Below are 17,683 nucleotides of genomic sequence, written 5' to 3'. Positions count from 1 at the left end.
GACCCCACGCCGGGAAGGCCCGGACGCTTCGGCGTCCGGGCCTTCTCCATTTCGGCGTAGTATCGCAGGAGTGTCCAGCCCAGAGCTCGAGTCGACCTCCCACGCAGACCCGGAAGCCGTCGAGCCGGTCCGGCCGCTGACCAGCCACCGACGTTCCGGCCTCGTCTATGCGATCTCGGCCTACGTCCTCTGGGGTTTCCTCCCGATCTACTTCATCGCGCTGGCGCCCGCGAACGCATTCGAGATCGTCGCCTGGCGCGTCGTGTTCTCCCTGGTCTTCTGCGCCATCCTCCTCACCGCCACGAGACGCTGGCTCTCGTTCGGCGCTCTCGTCCGCAACCGGCGGATCGTGCTCACCATGGGCGTCGCAGGCGCGCTGATCTACGTCAACTGGCAGACCTACGTCTACGCGGCCGTGAACGGCAACGTCGTCGAGGCGGCCCTCGGGTACTTCATCAACCCGATCGTGACCGTCTTCCTCGGGGTGCTCGTGCAGCGCGAGCGACTCCGCCCGGCGCAGTGGGTCGCTGTCGGCGTGAGCATCGTCGCGGTCATCGTGCTCGCCGTCGGATACGGTTCGCTTCCCTGGGTCGCTCTGGTACTCGCGTTCTCGTTCGGGCTGTACGGGCTCATCAAGAAACGCGTGGGAAAACAGGTCGACGCAGTGGGCGGGCTGACGCTCGAGACGATGTGGCTCACACCGGTGGCGATCGTGCAGCTCATCGTCGTGGCATCCACGGTCGGCCTGACCTTCGGCACGATCAGCGTGTGGCACACCGTGCTGCTCGCCGGCCTCGGCGTCATCACTGCGGTCCCGCTCCTGTTCTTCGCGGCAGCCTCACGTCGCCTGCCGCTCATCTACATGGGCTTCATCCAGTACTTCGCTCCGTTCATCCAGTTCCTCGTCGGCGTCGTCATCCTGCATGAAGCGATGCCGCCCGAGCGCTGGATCGGTTTCGGGATCGTCTGGCTCGCCCTCGTCATCCTGACCGTGGATGCGGTTGTTGCTGCGCGCTCCGGAGCTGAAAGCGTCGCACTGCGACGCCGCGGAGCCAGCGCCGAGCGAGCTGCGCTCGCGAGGGAAGACCTCAGGTAGCAGAAGGGAATTTCCCCAGCTTCGAGCCGTTAACATGGATTACCAGCGGACGACGGCATAAGGGGTGAAATGGATCAGACGGATCCTTTCGGTTTCATCGGACTGACCTACGACGACGTGATGCTCCTCCCGGGGCACACCGACGTCATCCCGAGTGAGGCGGATACATCCTCTCGTCTGACCAAACGGATCACGGTGTCGGCGCCGCTGCTGTCGTCGGCGATGGACACGGTCACCGAGTCGCGGATGGCCGTCGCCATGGCTCGCCAGGGCGGCATCGGCATCCTCCATCGCAACCTCTCGATCGAAGACCAGGCGGCGCACGTCGACAAGGTCAAGCGGTCGGAGTCCGGCATGATCACGAATCCGGTGACGACGACCCCCGATGCGACGGTCGCCGAAGTGGATGCGCTGTGCGGCCAGTTCCGTGTGAGCGGACTTCCCGTGGTCGAGGGTGACGGAACCCTGGTCGGCATCATCACCAACCGTGACATGCGGTTCGTCTCTCCCTTCGAGAAGAGCACGACGCTGGTCCGCGACGTGATGACCCGCCAGCCGCTGATCACGGCGCCCGAAGGCATCGACCCCGATTCCGCCGTGGCGATCTTCGCCCAGCACAAGATCGAGAAGCTCCCGCTCGTCGACCCGGCCGGACGGCTGCGCGGACTCATCACCGTCAAAGACTTCGACAAGAGCGAGAAGTATCCGAACGCGACCAAGGACGACGAGGGCCGCCTGCGGGTCGGCGCAGCGATCGGCTTCTTCGGCGACGCGTGGGAGCGCGCCATGACGCTCATCGATGCCGGTGTCGACGTCATCGTCGTGGACACAGCGAACGGTGACAGCGCGGGCGTGCTCGACATCGTCCGTCGGCTCAAGAGCGAGCGGGCTGCGTCGCACGTTGACATCATCGGCGGCAATGTCGCGACCCGCAGCGGTGCCCAGGCGCTGATCGACGCCGGCGCCGACGCCATCAAGGTCGGTGTCGGGCCGGGCTCCATCTGCACGACGCGCGTGGTCGCAGGTGTCGGCGTGCCCCAGGTCACAGCCGTCTACGAGGCATCCCTCGCCGCCCGGATCGCGGGTGTGCCGGTGATCGCCGACGGTGGCCTCCAGTATTCGGGCGACATCGCGAAGGCGCTCGTCGCGGGAGCCGAGACCGTGATGCTCGGCTCGCTGCTCGCCGGTACCGATGAGAGCCCCGGCGACCTCGTCTTCGTCAACGGCAAACAGTTCAAGAACTATCGAGGCATGGGGTCACTCGGCGCGCTGCAGACGCGGGGCAAGAAGACCTCGTACTCACGTGACCGCTACTTCCAGGCCGATGTTCCCAGCGACGAGCAGCTCATCGCCGAAGGCATCGAGGGCCAGGTGCCTTACCGGGGTCCGGTCTCGTCCGTCGTTTACCAGCTGCTCGGCGGCCTCCGCCAGTCGATGTTCTACGTGGGCGGACGCACGATCCCGGAGCTCAAGGAGCGTGGCAAGTTCGTCCGGATCACGGCGGCCGGGCTCAAGGAGTCGCACCCGCACGACATCCAGATGGTCGTCGAAGCTCCCAACTACCGTCGGTAGCCAGGTCGCGCGTTCGAACCCGTCACTGAGGCGAGGCGTTCGATCGCCTCAGTGAGCACCTCCGGGGAGCAGGCGAAATTGAGGCGGGCGAACCCGCGACCCGGCGTTCCGAAGTCCGTTCCCGCCACGAGCGCCACCTTCGCGGCGTCGAGGGCGTGAGCGCTCGGATCGTCGCCCCATCCCAGTGCCCGGAAGTCGAGCCATGCGAGGTAGCTCGCATGCGGCTCCCGGCATACGACCCCTGGCAGGCGTTCGCCGAGCAGACGCCGGAGGCGGGCGCGGTTCGACTCCACCGACGCGAGCATCCCCGCCAGCCACTCCTCGCCGTTTTCGAACGCCGCTGTGCTCGCGATGCGCCCGAAGAGGCTCGTGCGCACCTCGACCTCCTTCGGAAGAGTCGCGACGCGGGCAGCCATCATGTCGTGCGCGGTCACCATGAGGGCGCATTTGAGACCAGCGAGGTTCCACGCCTTGCTCGCCGAGTGGGCTGCGATGCCATGCCGGCGCGCTGACTCCGATACGGCGAGGAACGGCGTGAACGTCGCGTCGGAATGCGTCAGCGGGGCATGGATCTCGTCGCTCACCACAGCGACGTCGTAGCGCTCGGCCAGGTCGGCCACGGCCCGGAGATCGGTTTCGCTGTGGACCAGCCCCACAGGATTGTGCGGGTTGCAGAGCAGGAAGGCACGGGCTCCAGCGGCGAACGCCCTCTCGATTCCGTCGAGATCCAGCCGGGGACCACGGTCGCCGCCGTCGACCAGCGGCACCTCGACGATGCGCCCTCCCGCTTCGGGAACGAGGTCGAAGAACGGTGGATAGACCGGCGGATTGATGACGACGCCGTCGCCCGGACGTATCACCAGGCGCAGCGCCTCGACGATGACAACGCTGACGTCCGTGGTCGTCGTGACCTGGCCGGGCTGCACCGACCATCCCCAGTGGCGGCCTGCGAACGAGCAGAAGGCGCGCTGGAGTTCATCGCCCGGCCCGATGTAGCCGGTGTCCGACCGCTTCACGGCCGCGATCAGCGCATCCGCGATGGGTTCGGCGAGGGGATAGTCCATCTCGGCCACGAAGAGTGGAAGCACGTCCGGAGGAAACGTGCGCCACTTCTCGCTGGTGCGCTGGCGCAGTTCGGACAGTGATTCGGCTTCGACCCGCATACCTCCACTCTGCCGTGAGCGACCGACAGCGCGCATCCGAAAGCGGTGTGCGGATGCCCGTCCCTGCCGTGGGCGTCAGGGTTGTGGATTGGCGGACCCTCGATCGCGGGCGCGCCATAGACTGAATCCGTGAGCATGGAGATTGAGATCGGGCGCGCCAAGCGTGCCCGCCGCGTATACGCCTTCGACGACGTCGCGGTGGTGCCCAGCCGACGTACCCGAGACCCCGAAGACGTCTCCGTGACGTGGTCGATCGACGCCTACCAGTTCGACATCCCGTTCCTGGCGGCGCCGATGGACTCGGTCGTGTCGCCGACCACCGCCATCATGATGGGCCAGCTCGGCGGCCTCGGCGTACTCGACCTCGAAGGGGTGTGGACGCGCTACGACGACCCTGAGCCCCTCCTCGCCGAGGTACGCTCCCTTCCTGCCGACAGGGCGACTGCGCGGATGCAGCAGATCTACTCGGAGCCGATCAAGCCCGAACTTGTCACCGCCAGACTCGCCGAGATCCGGGCCGGCGGGGTCACGGTGGCGGGGGCGTTGTCGCCGCAGCGGACGCAGGAGCTCTACAAGACCGTCGTCGAGGCGGGCGTCGACCTGTTCGTCATCCGTGGGACGACCGTGTCGGCCGAACACGTCTCGAAGAACGTCGAGCCGCTCAACCTCAAGAAGTTCATCTACGAACTCGACGTCCCCGTCATCGTCGGCGGAGCCGCCACGTACACGGCGGCACTCCACCTCATGCGCACGGGTGCTGCGGGCGTGCTCGTCGGTTTCGGCGGGGGTGCGGCGTCGACGACCCGCGCGACCCTCGGCATCCACGCCCCGATGGCGACCGCCGTCGCAGACGTCGCCGGCGCACGCCGTGACTACATGGACGAGTCGGGCGGCCGCTACGTCCACGTCATCGCCGACGGAGGGCTCGGCACCTCAGGCGACATCGTGAAGGCGATCGCGTGCGGTGCAGACGCGGTCATGCTCGGCACCGCGCTCGCGCGGGCGACGGACGCCCCCGGTGGCGGCCTCCACTGGGGTACCGAGGCGTACCACTCACAGCTTCCGCGCGGCAACCGGGTCGAGGTCGGCCAGGTCGCACCGCTGGAGGAGATCCTCTACGGCCCCGCACCGGTCGCCGAGGGCACAGCGAATCTGGTCGGAGCGCTCCGACGGTCCATGGCGACCACCGGATACTCGGACCTGAAGGAGTTCCAGCGCGTCGAAGTCGTCGTCGCGCCGTATCACGCGCACTAGATACACGGCCGTCCGGCCGGGGAAGGGAATGACATGGTCAAGGAGGATCAGTCCGGCCAGACAGTGTCCAGCCCGTCGAAGCTCGGTCCGGCCGAGCGAGCGGAGGCGATCCGCGCCCTGAAAGAGACGGAACTCGACATCCTCGTCGTCGGAGGTGGGATCGTCGGCACCGGAAGCGCAGTGGATGCGGTCACCCGCGGCCTGAGCGTCGGGCTCGTCGAGGCGCGTGACTTCGCATCCGGAACGTCGAGCCGGTCGTCCAAGCTCGTCCATGGGGGGATCCGGTATCTCGAGCAACTCGACTTCCGGCTCGTGCGCGAGGCGCTCATCGAGCGCGGCCTCCTCCTGCAGCGCATCGCGCCCCACCTGGTCAAACCCGTTCGGTTCCTGTACCCGCTGAAGAAGCGGGTGGTGGAGCGCGCCTACGTCGGCGCCGGCATGATGCTCTACGACATCTTCTCGTACACGGGCCTGCGCCCGCCGGGAGTCCCGCACCACCGCCACCTGTCGAAGCGCCAGGTGATGCGTGCGATCCCCAGCCTCGCGAGCGATGCGCTGGTCGGCGGGATCACCTATTACGACGCCCAGGTCGACGATGCCCGCTACGTCGCGAACCTCGCCAGGACCGCAGCGCATTACGGCGCGCACGTGGCCAGCCGGGTGCGCGTCGAAGGCTTCATCAAGGTGGGCGAGCGCGTGGTGGGAGTGCGCGCGCACGATCTCGAGAACGACGAGCGCTTCGACATCCGGGCCAAGCAGGTCGTCAACGCCACCGGCGTGTGGACCGACGATACGCAGGCCATGGTGGGTGAGCGTGGCCAGTTCAAAGTGCGTGCGTCGAAGGGCATCCACCTGGTGGTTCCGCGCGACCGGTTCCAGTCCAAGATGGGACTGCTGCTGCGCACGGAGAAGAGCGTGCTCTTCGTGATCCCGTGGGGGCGCCATTGGCTGATCGGCACGACCGACACCGACTGGCATCTCGACAAGGCGCACCCCGCAGCGACCGCCGCCGACATCGACTACCTGCTCGAGCATGTGAACGCGGTCGTCGCCGTCCCGCTCACACGAGAGGACGTCGAAGGCGTGTACGCCGGGCTGAGACCCCTCCTCGCCGGGGAGTCGGAGGAGACGTCGAAACTCTCCCGGGAGCACCTCGTCGCCCACTCGGTGCCGGGGCTGGTCGTGATCGCCGGCGGCAAGTGGACCACCTACCGGATCATGGCCAAGGATGCGATCGACTCGGCGGTCGACGCCCTCGACGGCAAGATCCCCGAGAGCACGACGCAGGAGATCGCGCTCGTCGGCGCTGAGGGCTACCAGGCGGCGTGGAACTCCCGCGGCAGGATCGCGGCGAAGACGGGCCTCCACATCGCCCGCATCGAGCACCTCCTCAACCGCTACGGAACACTGTCCGACGATCTGTTCGACCTGATCCGGTCCGACCCGTCACTCGCCGAGCCACTGCCCGGCGCAGACGACTACATCGGAGCGGAGGTCGTCTACGCGGCTTCGCACGAAGGAGCACTGCATCTGGAGGACGTCCTCGCACGACGCACCCGCATCTCGATCGAGGCCTGGGACCGAGGCGTCTCGGCGGCGCCGGTCGCCGCGAGCCTCATGGCCGCCGTTCTCGGCTGGGACGCGAAACGTGAGGAGCACGAGGTGCAGGTGTATCTGAAACGGGTCGCCGCCGAGCGCGCGAGCCAGTTGCAGCCCGACGACGAGTCGGCCGAAGCGATCCGGCTGGAGGCTCCCGAGATCGTCAGCGCCTGAGTCTCCGGCGGCCCGCTGGAGGGGCTGCGGAGCCAGGTCGTGGGACCCGCCCGAACGGGTGGGTCCCACAACGCCTCCGGTAGGATTGACATACTGCCCCCCAAGTTCTGGAGACGTGACCATGGTTGACGTTCGACGGGTCAAACTGCCCGGGGTCGGTGTGCTTCACACCTTCGTTACAGACGACGGTGGCAAGGTCGGCGTCATCGCCCACCGTTCCGGCCACAGCGACCTGATCACGTTCTCGGACGACGAGGACGCCGCAGACGTGACGAAAGTCTCCCTGCGTCTCAATGAAGACGAAGCGCACACGCTCGCTGAGCTGCTGGGCGGCACCCAGATCACCGAGTCGCTCACTGCGCTCGACCAGATTCCCGGGCTCAGCATCGACTGGTTCACGGTCGACTACGACGACCACATCGCGGGCCAGCAGCTCGGGACCCCTGGCGAGCGAGGGATCGTGGGGCTGACCGTCGTCGCAGTGGTGCGAGGCGAATCCGCGAACCCCGCTCCTGCGCCCGACTTCAAGGTCTTCCCGGGCGACACCCTCGTCGTTGCCGGATCGCCCGAGAAGGTCGCGAAGGCGTTCGCCTTCTTCCGGTCAGGTGACCTGCCGGTCCGCGCCGCACAGTCCGTCGACGCTCCGCCCGGAGGGTAGTCGATGCATCTCGGCGAAGACCTCATCGTTCTCGGCCTGCTCCTGCTTGTTGCGTACGTGCTGGGGCGTCTCGGCAAGCTGGTGGGTCTCCCCGCGATACCCGTCTACATGATCGTCGGGCTGCTGGCCAGCCCGCACACCGGCTGGTTCCCGCTCAACTTCGACTCCAACTACATCGAACTGATCGCCATCTTCGGGCTGATCCTGCTGCTCTTCAACCTGGGGCTCGAATTCGATCAGGACGAGTTCTTCGGCAACTTCGGCAAACTGATCATCTCGGGCGGCTCCTATGTCGTCATCAACATGGGCGCCGGACTCGTCTTCGGATTCATGGTGGGCTGGGGCACCCGTGAGGCGCTGGTCATCGCCGGGATGACTGCGACGTCGTCGAGCGCGATCGTCACGAAACTGCTCATCGAACTCCGTCGCCTGGCGAATCGCGAGACGCCCATGATCCTGGGCGTCACGGTGGTCGAGGACATCTTCATCGCCATCTACCTCGCGATCGTCTCGGTCGTGCTGAGCGGCGAGAACGACTTCTGGCCGATCGTGGCGAAGCTGGCGATCGCCTTCACCTTCCTCGTCGTGATGTTCTCGCTCGCGCGCTGGGGCGGCCGGGTGGTCTCGCGATTCTTCCGGACGAAAGACGATGAGCTCTTCACCATCCTCTTCTTCGGTCTCGCCGTGCTGTTCGCGGGCATCGGAGAGTTCCTCGGCGTGACCGACGCGATCGGCGCCTTCCTGATCGGCCTGGTGCTGGGAGCTACGAAGTACCGCAACAAGATCGAGCACATCGCCATCCCGCTGCGAGACGTGTTCGCAGCATTCTTCTTCCTCAACTTCGGTCTGGCACTGAATCCCGCCCAGTTCCCCTCGGTGATCGTGCCGGTGATCCTGGCGGTCGTCATGACGCTGGTGCTGAACATCGCCGCCGGGCAGTTCGTGGCGTGGATCAACAAGCTCGGCCCGCAGGCGGGTATCAACACGACGGCTATCCTGCAGAACCGAGGCGAATTCGCGCTGATCCTCGCGACGCTGTCCCTGAGCGCGGGCCTCGATCCCCGCATCCAGCCGTTCGCCGGGCTGTACGTACTCATCATGGCGATCATCGGCCCGCTGCTTGCAGCAAACTCCGAGAAGATCGGTGCGATGATTCTGCGGACCGGCCGTTCCAGAAAACGGTCGAAATCGATACGCGATCCCATGCTCGACGAGGAGATCGCGCTCGTCGAGGCGGCAACGGCCGACCTCGACACCACCGGGGACCGAAAGCGGGATTGACCATCAGCGACACGACAGGCAGCGGCGAGACGACGCTGTTCCAGATGATGCTGCGTCCGCGCTGGATCGGCGCGCTCGTGCTGGCACTCGCGCTCGCAGCAGGGTTCGCGTGGCTCGGCCAGTGGCAGCTCGAGCGGGCCATCGAGTCGGGCAAGGTCGTCGATGCTCCCAGCGAGACCGTCCTGCCGCTCGAGCAGGTGGCGAAGCCGGGAGGACCGATCACCGATGTCGCGACGGGACAACTCGTCCGCTTCACCGGGGGGTTCAATCCCGCGGACTACCAGTTGCTCGAAGGCCGGCTCAACCACGGAAAAGCCGGGTGGTGGGTGGTCGCCCATTTCACCGTCACCGGCGCGGATTCATCGGGCACTCCGGTGGCCCTGGCGATCGCGCGGGGATGGGCGCCCGACAAAGCGACAGCGCAGTCAGTCGTGGCGCGCCTGTCGAACCCGCTGACGACCGGGCAGGAGGTCGTCGGACGACTGCTGCCGACCGAGGCGCCTGAACTGCCCGATCCCCATGGCGACCCGACGGTCATGAAGACGATGTCGGTCGCCGCGCTCTACAACCTGTGGACCGGGGTCGATGGGGTGGACGTCTACGAGGCGTATGTCGTAGAGCAGACGCCGCCGGCAGGGCTCGACAAGATCGATTCGCCCCCGCCGATCCAGCAATCGACCCTGAACTGGCTCAACGTCTTCTACGCCGCAGAGTGGATCATCTTCGCCGGGTTCGCCATCTTCTTCTGGTACCGCCTGGTGAAGGATGCCAAGGAGAAAGAGGACGAGGAGCGCGAGCAGCTGCTCTCGGCCGAGGGGCCGGCTCTCGGCGAGAGCGCAGGCAGCAGGAACGTAAACTAGACGCATGGCCCTCGCACCCAAACCCCAGGACTTTCCGAAGATCCGCGGGGCGCTGAAGTTCTATCAGGTCTTCGCCTACGTCACCGGAATCATGCTGCTCCTGCTGGTGACGGAGATGATCGTCAAGTACGGCTTCCGCTACGAGCTCTATGCGTTCGGCGACCATGGCGTCCTCGCGTTCGTTCCGTGGGACCCGAGCGGCACTCTGCCGGTCGCCACCGGAATCAACCTCAGCACCGGCATCCTGATCGCGCACGGCTGGCTCTACGTCGTGTACCTCTTCTCCGACTTCCGGTTGTGGAGCCTGATGCGATGGAACTTCGCCAAGTTCGTGCAGATCGCGCTCGGCGGCGTCATCCCGTTCCTGTCCTTCTTCGTCGAAGCGATCATCACGAAGCAGGTGCGAACCTATCTGGCCGGCCGGGAGGCCGAAGAAGCGAATCTCGTGGAGGCATCCCATTAGCACCGATTCCGCATTCAGCGACATGCTCACCGGTGCCGACAGTGCCCACCCGACAGGTCCCGTTCTCGTCGTCGACTTCGGCGCCCAGTACGCACAGCTGATCGCGCGCCGCGTGCGCGAGGCGAACGTGTACTCCGAGATCGTCCCGCACACGATCACCGCGGCGGAGGTCGTGGCGAAGCGCCCGGCGGGAATCGTGCTCTCCGGTGGACCTTCCAGCGTCTACGAAGAGGGTGCTCCCCAACTCGACAGCGAGATCCTCGAGCTCGGCGTCCCGGTTCTCGGGATCTGCTACGGCTTCCAGGTGATGGCGACGGCGCTCGGCGGAGAGGTCGCGCACACCGGGCAGCGTGAATACGGCTCGACCGACGTCACCGTGAGCGACGCCGGAATCCTGCTCGACGGGCAGCCCGAATCGCAGACGGCCTGGATGAGCCATGGTGACTCCGTCTCCAAGGCTCCCGAAGGCTTCGCGGTCCTCGCGTCCACGGCCTCGACGCCGGTGGCCGCCTTCGCGAGCGACGAGAAGAAGCTCTACGGCGTGCAGTGGCACCCCGAAGTCAAGCACTCGGCCTACGGTCAGCGGGTGCTCGAGAACTTCCTGCACCGTGCCGCCGGCATTCCCGCCGACTGGAACAGTGGCAACGTGATCGCCGACCAGGTCGCGGCCATCCGCGCCCAGGTGGGTGGCGGCAAAGTCATCTGCGCGCTGTCAGGAGGCGTCGACTCGGCAGTCGCGGCCGCGCTCGTGCACAAGGCGGTCGGCGATCAGCTCGTCTGCGTGTTCGTCGACCACGGTCTCCTGCGCAAAGACGAACGCCGGCAGGTCGAAGAAGACTACGTAGCGGCCACGGGCGTTCGTCTCGTGACGATCGACGCCGAGCGCCAGTTCCTCGACGCGCTCGCCGGCGTGAGCGACCCCGAGACCAAGCGCAAGATCATCGGGCGCGAATTCATCCGGACCTTCGAGCAGGCCCAGGCCGACCTGGTCGCCGAAGCTGCGGCGGACGGCGACCCGATCCGGTTCCTCGTGCAGGGCACGCTGTACCCCGACGTGGTCGAGTCGGGCGGCGGCACCGGCACGGCGAACATCAAGAGCCACCACAACGTCGGCGGACTGCCCGAAGACCTGCAGTTCGAACTGGTCGAACCCCTGCGTACCCTCTTCAAGGACGAGGTGCGGGCCATCGGCCGCGAACTCGGTCTGCCGGAAGTCATCGTCGGGCGCCAGCCCTTCCCCGGACCTGGGCTCGGGATCCGCATCGTCGGCGAAGTCACCTCCGAGCGCCTGGACCTGCTGCGAGACGCCGACGCCATCGTGCGCGCCGAGCTCACAGCGGCCGGCCTCGACAACGAGATCTGGCAGTGCCCCGTCGTACTGCTGGCCGATGTGCGGTCGGTGGGCGTGCAGGGCGACGGGCGCACCTACGGGCATCCGATCGTGCTGCGTCCCGTCAGCAGCGAAGACGCGATGACGGCCGACTGGACGCGACTGCCCTACGACGTTCTCGCGAAGATCTCCAACCGCATCACGAACGAAGTCGCCGGCGTCAACCGGGTCGTCCTCGACGTCACCTCGAAGCCCCCGGGCACAATCGAGTGGGAGTAGGCGAAAAGAAGGCCGGCACGGAACGAATCCGCGCCGGCCTTCTTTTCGATCGGGTTGCCGGTTCCGCGCAATCGCGGCTGTGCTTTTAGTTTCGCGCAATCGCGGCTGTGCTTTTAGTTTCGCGCAATCGCGGCTGTGCTTTTAGTTTCGCGCAATCGCGAACATACGCAGGATCTCGAGATACAGCCAGACGACGGTCACCATGATGCCGAAGGCGCCGCTCCAGCCGTACTCCCGGGGCAGCCGGTTGGCGGTGCCGCGCTTGATGTAGTCGAAGTCGATCACGAGTGAGTAGGCGGCCATGATGACGACGAGCACACCGAGGACCAGCCCGAGCGGGATGCCGAAGATCGTGACCGAGCCGCTCAGACCGAACGGGTTGGTGTTCGCGCCGGTCCACACCAACACGAGGTTGATGACCGAGAAGAGCAGGTACCCGACCATCGCGATCAGGAAGACCTTGGTCGCGCGAGCGGATGCGCGGATCTTGCCGCTCGCGAAGAGCGCCAGGGTGACGGCGATCACGGCAACGGTGGCAAGGACGGCCTGGACGACGATCCCCGGCCACTGCTGCTCGAAGACGCCGGAGACCGCGCCGACGAACACACCCTCCACGACGGCGTACGAAAGCACCCACGGAGCTGATGGCTTCTTCTTGAAGATGTTGACGAGCGCGAGCGCGAGGCCGACGATCATGGCGGGCACCCACAGCACGGGGAAGGCCCAGCCGACTGCGCCACCGGCGACGAGGAGCACGAAACTGATCGCCGTCTTGACGATGGTGTCTTCGACCGTCATCCGGCCGGTGTCGTGCGACCCGGCCGATGGGGCCTCATAGAGCTGCTGAAGCGTCTCAGCGCTCGGGGCCGCGGGCGGCGTTGTCGTCTTCGCATTGGAAGCGAACGCGGGGTTCCGCGAGAATGCGGGATTGTCGAGTGCCATGGTTCCTCTACTCACCTTGGACCGGGAATGCCGCTGAACGGCTGTGTAGTCAATCTAGTCGAGTTCGCCCTCATTCCGGCTGACAGATTGCTTTGATCTCGGGGCCCGCGGGGCGCGTTTCGACCAGGCGACCGCGATCGCGCGCGCGATCCAGGCGGCGGCGATCGCGACGAGGCTGCTGACGGTGAAGGAGATCCAGGTGCCGCTGTAGTCGGCGATCGCAGCCGAAAGGACGACGCCGCATGCGACCGGCAGGATCAGCACCACGTAGCTGATCGCGGGACGGAGGCGGACGAGGAGCCACGCTGCGAGCGGAACAACGAAGCACCAGGCGAAGGATGCACCGCCGAGCATCAGCCACGTGAAGCCGAGCACGGGGACCACGACGGCGACCCTCCGGCCGATCGGAGCAGGGAGAACGGCCCAGCCCGCCGGCTGGAGAAGGGACCCGACGAGCAGGAAGACGAGACTGTATGCGCTCGTCAGCTGGACGCATGCGGTGCCGAGCATGATGCCTGCGAGGCCGAGGACCAGGCGCGGACGGTAGGCGCCCCAGTGCAGGGGAAGCAGGGACGCTGGTTCGCGCCAGCGCTCGTGCAGGGGGACGGTGTCGGACACGAAACGATTCTGGCACTCGGATGAGCAGAGGGGCCGCCAGATCGCGCGGCTATTATCTGTCCATGCATGCGCATTCATCCCCGCTCGTGGTCGGGCACAGGGGTGCGTCCGGGTACCGGCCCGAGCACACGAGGGCGGCGTACGAACTGGCGTTCGCCCTCGGGGCGGATGCGGTGGAGCCCGATCTGGTCGCCACGCGTGACGGAGTGCTGGTGCTGCGGCACGAGAACGAGATCTCGGGGACGACCGACGTGGCCGCGCATCCGGAATTCGCCGACCGGCGCGCGACGAAGGAGATCGACGGGGTCGAGATCACCGGCTGGTTCACCGAGGATTTCACCTGGGCGGAACTGTCGGGGCTCCGGGCCACCGAGCGCGTGCCGTCGCTGCGCCAGACGAGCGCGAGCTTCGACGGCCGCTATCCGATCCTGCGGTTCCGCGATCTCGTCGACATCGTCGACCGGGCGTCCGACGATGCTGCACGTCTCCTCGGCATCGTCGCCGAGCTCAAGCATGCGACCTACTTCGAGTCGATCGGGCTGCCGCTCGACGACCTCTTCGACCGCGAGCTGGCAGAGACCGGATGGGGCGACAATCCCGAGCTCATCGTCGAGAGCTTCGAGAGGACCGTGCTCGCGAAGCTCTATCAGCGCGGCTACCGCGGGCGCCGGTTCTACCTCGTCGAATCGACGGGTGCGCCGGCCGACCGGGTCGCGGCCCTTGGGTCGGGGGCGGCGGGATACGACCAGGACATCACTGCTGTCGGCCTGTATGCGCTCGGCGCCGCGGATGCTGCCAACCGGGTCGACGGGATCAGCGTCGACCATTCGCTGGTGCTCACCGCTGAAGAGCTCGACCTCGGCGGCGACCCGACGTCGGAGCTCGTCGACACCGCGCACTCCGCTGGACTGCGGGTCTTCTGCTGGACTCTGCGGCCCGAGAACCACTTCCTCCCGCAGACCTTCCGCCGGGGCGAATCGGACTCGGCCTGGGGCGACTGGCGCACGGACTTCTCCCTGATCATGCGGTCGGGCGTCGACGGCGTCTTCGCCGACCAGCCCGACCTCGCCGTGGCGATCCGCGACGGGAGCTGACGGCGGTCGGTGACGGTGGCGGCGACTAAAATCGTTGACGACATGACGAGCCTTTTCGATTCGGATCCTTCCCCCGCATCCGCTGCCCCCATCATCCTCGACGGGCGGTCCGCGCCTTCGGCAGACGACGCCCTCCTCGCCGGCCTGAACCCGCAACAGCGGCAGGCCGTGGAGTACCGCGGGTCGGCTCTGCTGATCGTCGCGGGGGCGGGCTCTGGCAAGACGAGCGTGCTCACGCGACGCATCGCCAGCCTCATCGACCGGCGCGAAGCGTGGCCGAGCCAGATCCTTGCGATCACCTTCACGAACAAGGCCGCGACCGAGATGCGCGAGCGGGTCCAGGCGCTGCTCGGCAACACAGCGGACGGCATGTGGATCTCGACGTTCCACTCGGCGTGCGTCCGGATCCTGCGCCGCGAGGCCGAGTCGATCGGCAAGACCGCGAACTTCACGATCTACGATTCCGGCGACACCCGCGCGCTCATCAAGCGAATCGTCAAAGATCTCGATGCCGACACGCTCGGATTCACGGTCGCCGGGGTGTCAGGCAAGATCTCCAAGCTCAAGAACGAACTCTCCGATGTCGAGACCTACGCGCGGTCGGCGAATCTGAGCGATCCGCAGGAGGTGATGTTCCTCGAGATCTTCCGGCAGTACACGAAGGCGCTCCGATCGGCGAACGCGTTCGACTTCGACGACCTGATCAGCGAGACCGTCTTCCTCTTCCGGGCGTTCCCTCGCGTGGCGGCCCTCTATCAGCGCCGCTTCCGCCACATCCTGGTCGACGAGTACCAGGACACCAACCATGCGCAGTACTCGCTCATCCGGGAACTCACGATGCCGATCGCTCCGGCCATCGCCGACGACCTGGAGCAGCAGGGTCTCCACGTTCGGGCGCTGCAGGATGCGGTGGGCGTGGTCCCGGGCGCCTCGCTGACGGTGGTCGGCGACTCCGACCAGTCGATCTACGCGTTTCGCGGTGCGGACATCCGTAACATCGTGGAGTTCGAGCGGGACTTCCCCGGAGCGAAGGTCGTGCTGCTCGAACAGAACTACCGATCCACCCAGAACATCCTCAGCGCCGCCAACGCTGTCATCGCGAACAACTTCGACCGCAAGGACAAGAAACTCTGGACCGCGGTCGGCGACGGCGAGAAGATCGTCGGGTTCACCGGCTACTCCGGGCATGACGAGGCGCAGTTCGTCGCTGATGAGATCGAGAAACTTCACGCCAACGGCATGGACTACCGCGACATCGCCGTGTTCTATCGCACGAACGCCCAGACGCGAGCGCTGGAAGAGATCTTCATCCGGTCGGCTCTGCCTTATCGGATCATGGGTGGCACCAAGTTCTACGAGCGGGCAGAGATCAAGGACTCGATGGCGTACCTCATCGCCGTTGCGAACCCGGACGACATGCTCGCGCTACGCCGCATCCTGAACACACCGAAGCGGGGGATCGGTCCGGCCACCGAGACACAGCTGGGCAGCTACGCGGGTGACAACGGCATCACCTTCCGTGAAGCGATGCGTGACGCCGGGTCGCTCGGGCTCGGGCCGAAGGTCACCAACGCGATCCTGCAGCTCTCGGCGCTGCTCGACGAGGCGGCTGCGAAGGCCGACCCGACCGCGCCCGCGGGCGCGTCTCCGGTCGCGGACGTGCTGACGTTCCTGCTCGACCAGAGCGGCTATCTCGAGGCGCTCCGCTCCAGCCGCGACCCTCAAGACGAAGCGAGAGCCGAGAACGTCGAAGAACTCGTGGCCGTGACGAAGGAGTTCGCCCGCAACAATCCCGACGGTGGGCTCATCGACTTCCTCACCGAGGTGTCGCTGGTGGCGGCGGCCGACGAGATCGACGACTCCAGCGGAACGGTCTCACTCATGACCCTGCACACGGCGAAGGGGCTCGAGTACGACGCGGTCTTCCTCACCGGCGTCGAGGAAGACCTGCTTCCGCACCGCATGTCGGCCGGCGAACCGGGCGGGCCGGCCGAGGAACGCCGGCTCTTCTACGTCGGGATCACGCGGGCGAAGAAGCGTCTGTTCCTCTCCTTGGCCATGACCAGGGCGCAGTTCGGCGAGACGGCGGTGGCGATGCCGAGCCGGTACCTTCAGGAGATCCCGGCCGACCTGATCGACTGGAAGCAGTCGCCCGGTTCGGCGACGAGTCGCGGCGGGACCCAGCCGAGGGCTTTGAACGCCCGGCGTCCTGGTTCGCGGTGGGGGGAGGAGACCGGGCAGCGGAACTTCGGAGCTGCGGCGCTCGACCGCCCGAAGGCCGAGTGGCCGAACCGCATCACGGCGACGGTGCGCGACAACGGCGATCTCGAGTTGGCTGCCGGTGACCGCATCCGCCACACCGACTTCGGCGACGGGCGGGTCACGGCGGTGACGGGCGAGGGCACGAAGCGCGTTGCACACGTTCAGTTCGAGAAGGCCGGAACCAAGAAACTCCTGATCAAGATCGCGCCGATCGAGAAGCTGTGATCGACCTGCGCAACCGCCGCAGGAGGAGATCGCGCGGGCGGTGACGAAGCCAGCCGGGGAGGTGCGGGTAGACGACCGCTGTCAGCCGCATCAGCCGGTCGAACCGACGCTGGCGGCGACGGTTCCACGGCAGGCCGAACTCGACTCGTAATGGCACGGGCAGGAGGCCTGCTGTCGCCAGCCGGCCGAGCGGCATCACCGATCTCAGCCACAGCGGCAGGTTGCGCCCGTGCAGGACCTGCTGGGCGACTGCGCGGGTGCCCGGCGTGACCTTGAGAGTCGGAAGCGTCGCCGCCCAGTATGCCGCGAATGCGCCCCTGTCCGCCGGCCAGAGGCCCGGGGGCACTTGAAGCACCGTGCCCAGCACGGAGTACTCCGAGTAGATGCGGTCGGCGGATTCGCTGTCGAGGGGGCCGAAGACACCCTCGTAGGTCGTCACTGCTGAGTCGTAGAGCGTGGCGGCGACCCAGAGTTGCAGTTGCGGATCGAACGCGTTGTACGCCGGCCCGTCCCCCGACGGACTGGCGGCCCGGACGGGGGCGTGTGCGCGGTTGACGGCCCTCTGGACCGCAGCGACCTCGTCAGGGGATCCGTAGACCGTCGCGTACACGAAGGTGAGTGTGGAACGCAGGCGCCCGAGCGGATCCGCGGCGAAATCGCTGTGGTCGACAACGCCGCGACCGACCGCAGGGTGGGCGATCTGGAGCAGGATCGCGCGGCCGCCGCCCGCGACCAGCACCGCTTCGGCGACGATGTCGTGTACTCCGAGTGTCCTGCCCACATCACACCTCCCTCCGGTGGTGCGGTCCATCA

At 66.7% G+C, this 17,683-nt stretch carries 15 protein-coding genes; 11 read left to right on the top strand and 4 right to left on the bottom strand.

What is annotated here, in order from left to right; all coding sequences use genetic code 11:
- The first annotated feature begins 136 nt into the window (after positions 1 to 136).
- On the top strand, positions 137 to 1,096 hold the full coding sequence (gene rarD / locus G3T36_RS01005; RefSeq protein ID WP_163289000.1) for an EamA family transporter RarD: 960 nt from the start codon (positions 137 to 139) through the stop codon (positions 1,094 to 1,096).
- 69 nt (positions 1,097 to 1,165) lie between these two features.
- A complete protein-coding gene (guaB, locus tag G3T36_RS01000) occupies positions 1,166 to 2,668 on the top strand; it encodes an IMP dehydrogenase (RefSeq protein WP_163287564.1) in 1,503 nt (500 codons plus the stop codon).
- Here the strand turns inward: guaB and G3T36_RS00995 are convergent.
- On the bottom strand, positions 2,656 to 3,831 hold the full coding sequence (locus G3T36_RS00995) for a MalY/PatB family protein (RefSeq protein WP_163287563.1): 1,176 nt from the start codon (positions 3,829 to 3,831) through the stop codon (positions 2,656 to 2,658). The genes guaB and G3T36_RS00995 overlap by 13 nt on opposite strands.
- Positions 3,832 to 3,966: 135 nt before the next feature.
- On the opposite strand from G3T36_RS00995, the gene G3T36_RS00990 reads away from it, so the two are divergent.
- The 7 genes from G3T36_RS00990 (at position 3,967) to guaA (ending at position 11,729) form a co-directional block, all read left to right on the top strand.
- Positions 3,967 to 5,085, top strand: a complete 1,119-nt coding sequence (locus G3T36_RS00990) for a GuaB3 family IMP dehydrogenase-related protein (protein WP_163288999.1) — start codon at positions 3,967 to 3,969, stop codon at positions 5,083 to 5,085.
- Positions 5,086 to 5,118: 33 nt separating this feature from the next.
- Entirely contained in the window at positions 5,119 to 6,858 is a 1,740-nt protein-coding gene (locus G3T36_RS00985; RefSeq protein ID WP_193570837.1) for a glycerol-3-phosphate dehydrogenase/oxidase, read from the top strand.
- A 121-nt stretch (positions 6,859 to 6,979) separates the two neighbouring features.
- Positions 6,980 to 7,516, top strand: coding sequence for a cation:proton antiporter regulatory subunit (locus G3T36_RS00980; RefSeq protein ID WP_163287562.1), 537 nt, complete (start codon positions 6,980 to 6,982; stop codon positions 7,514 to 7,516).
- Positions 7,517 to 7,519: 3 nt separating this feature from the next.
- Complete coding sequence (locus G3T36_RS00975; protein ID WP_163287561.1) at positions 7,520 to 8,797, top strand: cation:proton antiporter; 1,278 nt, start codon at positions 7,520 to 7,522, stop codon at positions 8,795 to 8,797.
- Positions 8,794 to 9,657: an SURF1 family cytochrome oxidase biogenesis protein gene (locus G3T36_RS00970; RefSeq protein ID WP_240148216.1), complete on the top strand. Its 864-nt coding sequence runs from the start codon at positions 8,794 to 8,796 to the stop codon at positions 9,655 to 9,657. The genes G3T36_RS00975 and G3T36_RS00970 overlap by 4 nt, the downstream gene beginning before the upstream one ends.
- A gap of 4 nt (positions 9,658 to 9,661) precedes the next feature.
- Entirely contained in the window at positions 9,662 to 10,120 is a 459-nt protein-coding gene (locus tag G3T36_RS00965) for a DUF3817 domain-containing protein (protein WP_163287560.1), read from the top strand.
- A gap of 22 nt (positions 10,121 to 10,142) precedes the next feature.
- Complete coding sequence (gene guaA / locus G3T36_RS00960) at positions 10,143 to 11,729, top strand: glutamine-hydrolyzing GMP synthase (RefSeq protein ID WP_163287559.1); 1,587 nt, start codon at positions 10,143 to 10,145, stop codon at positions 11,727 to 11,729.
- A gap of 141 nt (positions 11,730 to 11,870) precedes the next feature.
- On the opposite strand, the gene G3T36_RS00955 is transcribed toward guaA, so the two are convergent.
- Positions 11,871 to 12,671, bottom strand: a complete 801-nt coding sequence (locus G3T36_RS00955) for a Bax inhibitor-1/YccA family protein (protein WP_163287558.1) — start codon at positions 12,669 to 12,671, stop codon at positions 11,871 to 11,873.
- A 54-nt stretch (positions 12,672 to 12,725) separates the two neighbouring features.
- Positions 12,726 to 13,289 (bottom strand): hypothetical protein, encoded by a 564-nt coding sequence (locus tag G3T36_RS00950; RefSeq protein ID WP_193570836.1) that lies wholly within the window; start codon positions 13,287 to 13,289, stop codon positions 12,726 to 12,728.
- A gap of 62 nt (positions 13,290 to 13,351) precedes the next feature.
- On the opposite strand from G3T36_RS00950, the gene G3T36_RS00945 reads away from it, so the two are divergent.
- Together G3T36_RS00945 and G3T36_RS00940 are read left to right on the top strand one after the other, a co-directional pair.
- On the top strand, positions 13,352 to 14,383 hold the full coding sequence (locus G3T36_RS00945) for a glycerophosphodiester phosphodiesterase family protein (RefSeq protein ID WP_163287557.1): 1,032 nt from the start codon (positions 13,352 to 13,354) through the stop codon (positions 14,381 to 14,383).
- Positions 14,384 to 14,425: 42 nt separating this feature from the next.
- Positions 14,426 to 16,870 (top strand): ATP-dependent helicase, encoded by a 2,445-nt coding sequence (locus G3T36_RS00940; RefSeq protein ID WP_163287556.1) that lies wholly within the window; start codon positions 14,426 to 14,428, stop codon positions 16,868 to 16,870.
- Here the strand turns inward: G3T36_RS00940 and G3T36_RS00935 are convergent.
- The gene (locus G3T36_RS00935; protein WP_338031413.1) at positions 16,842 to 17,651 is read right to left on the bottom strand and encodes an oxygenase MpaB family protein; all 810 of its coding nucleotides are present in this window, start codon (positions 17,649 to 17,651) and stop codon (positions 16,842 to 16,844) included. The two genes, G3T36_RS00940 and G3T36_RS00935, sit on opposite strands and share 29 nt — an antisense overlap.
- Positions 17,652 to 17,683: the final 32 nt, after the last annotated feature.

The sequence above is a fragment of the Leifsonia tongyongensis genome (assembly GCF_010686705.1).
GTDB lineage: Bacteria > Actinomycetota > Actinomycetes > Actinomycetales > Microbacteriaceae > Diaminobutyricibacter > Diaminobutyricibacter tongyongensis.
Note: the sequence above shows the minus strand (reverse complement) of the source record. Positions and strands in the feature narration are given on the sequence as shown.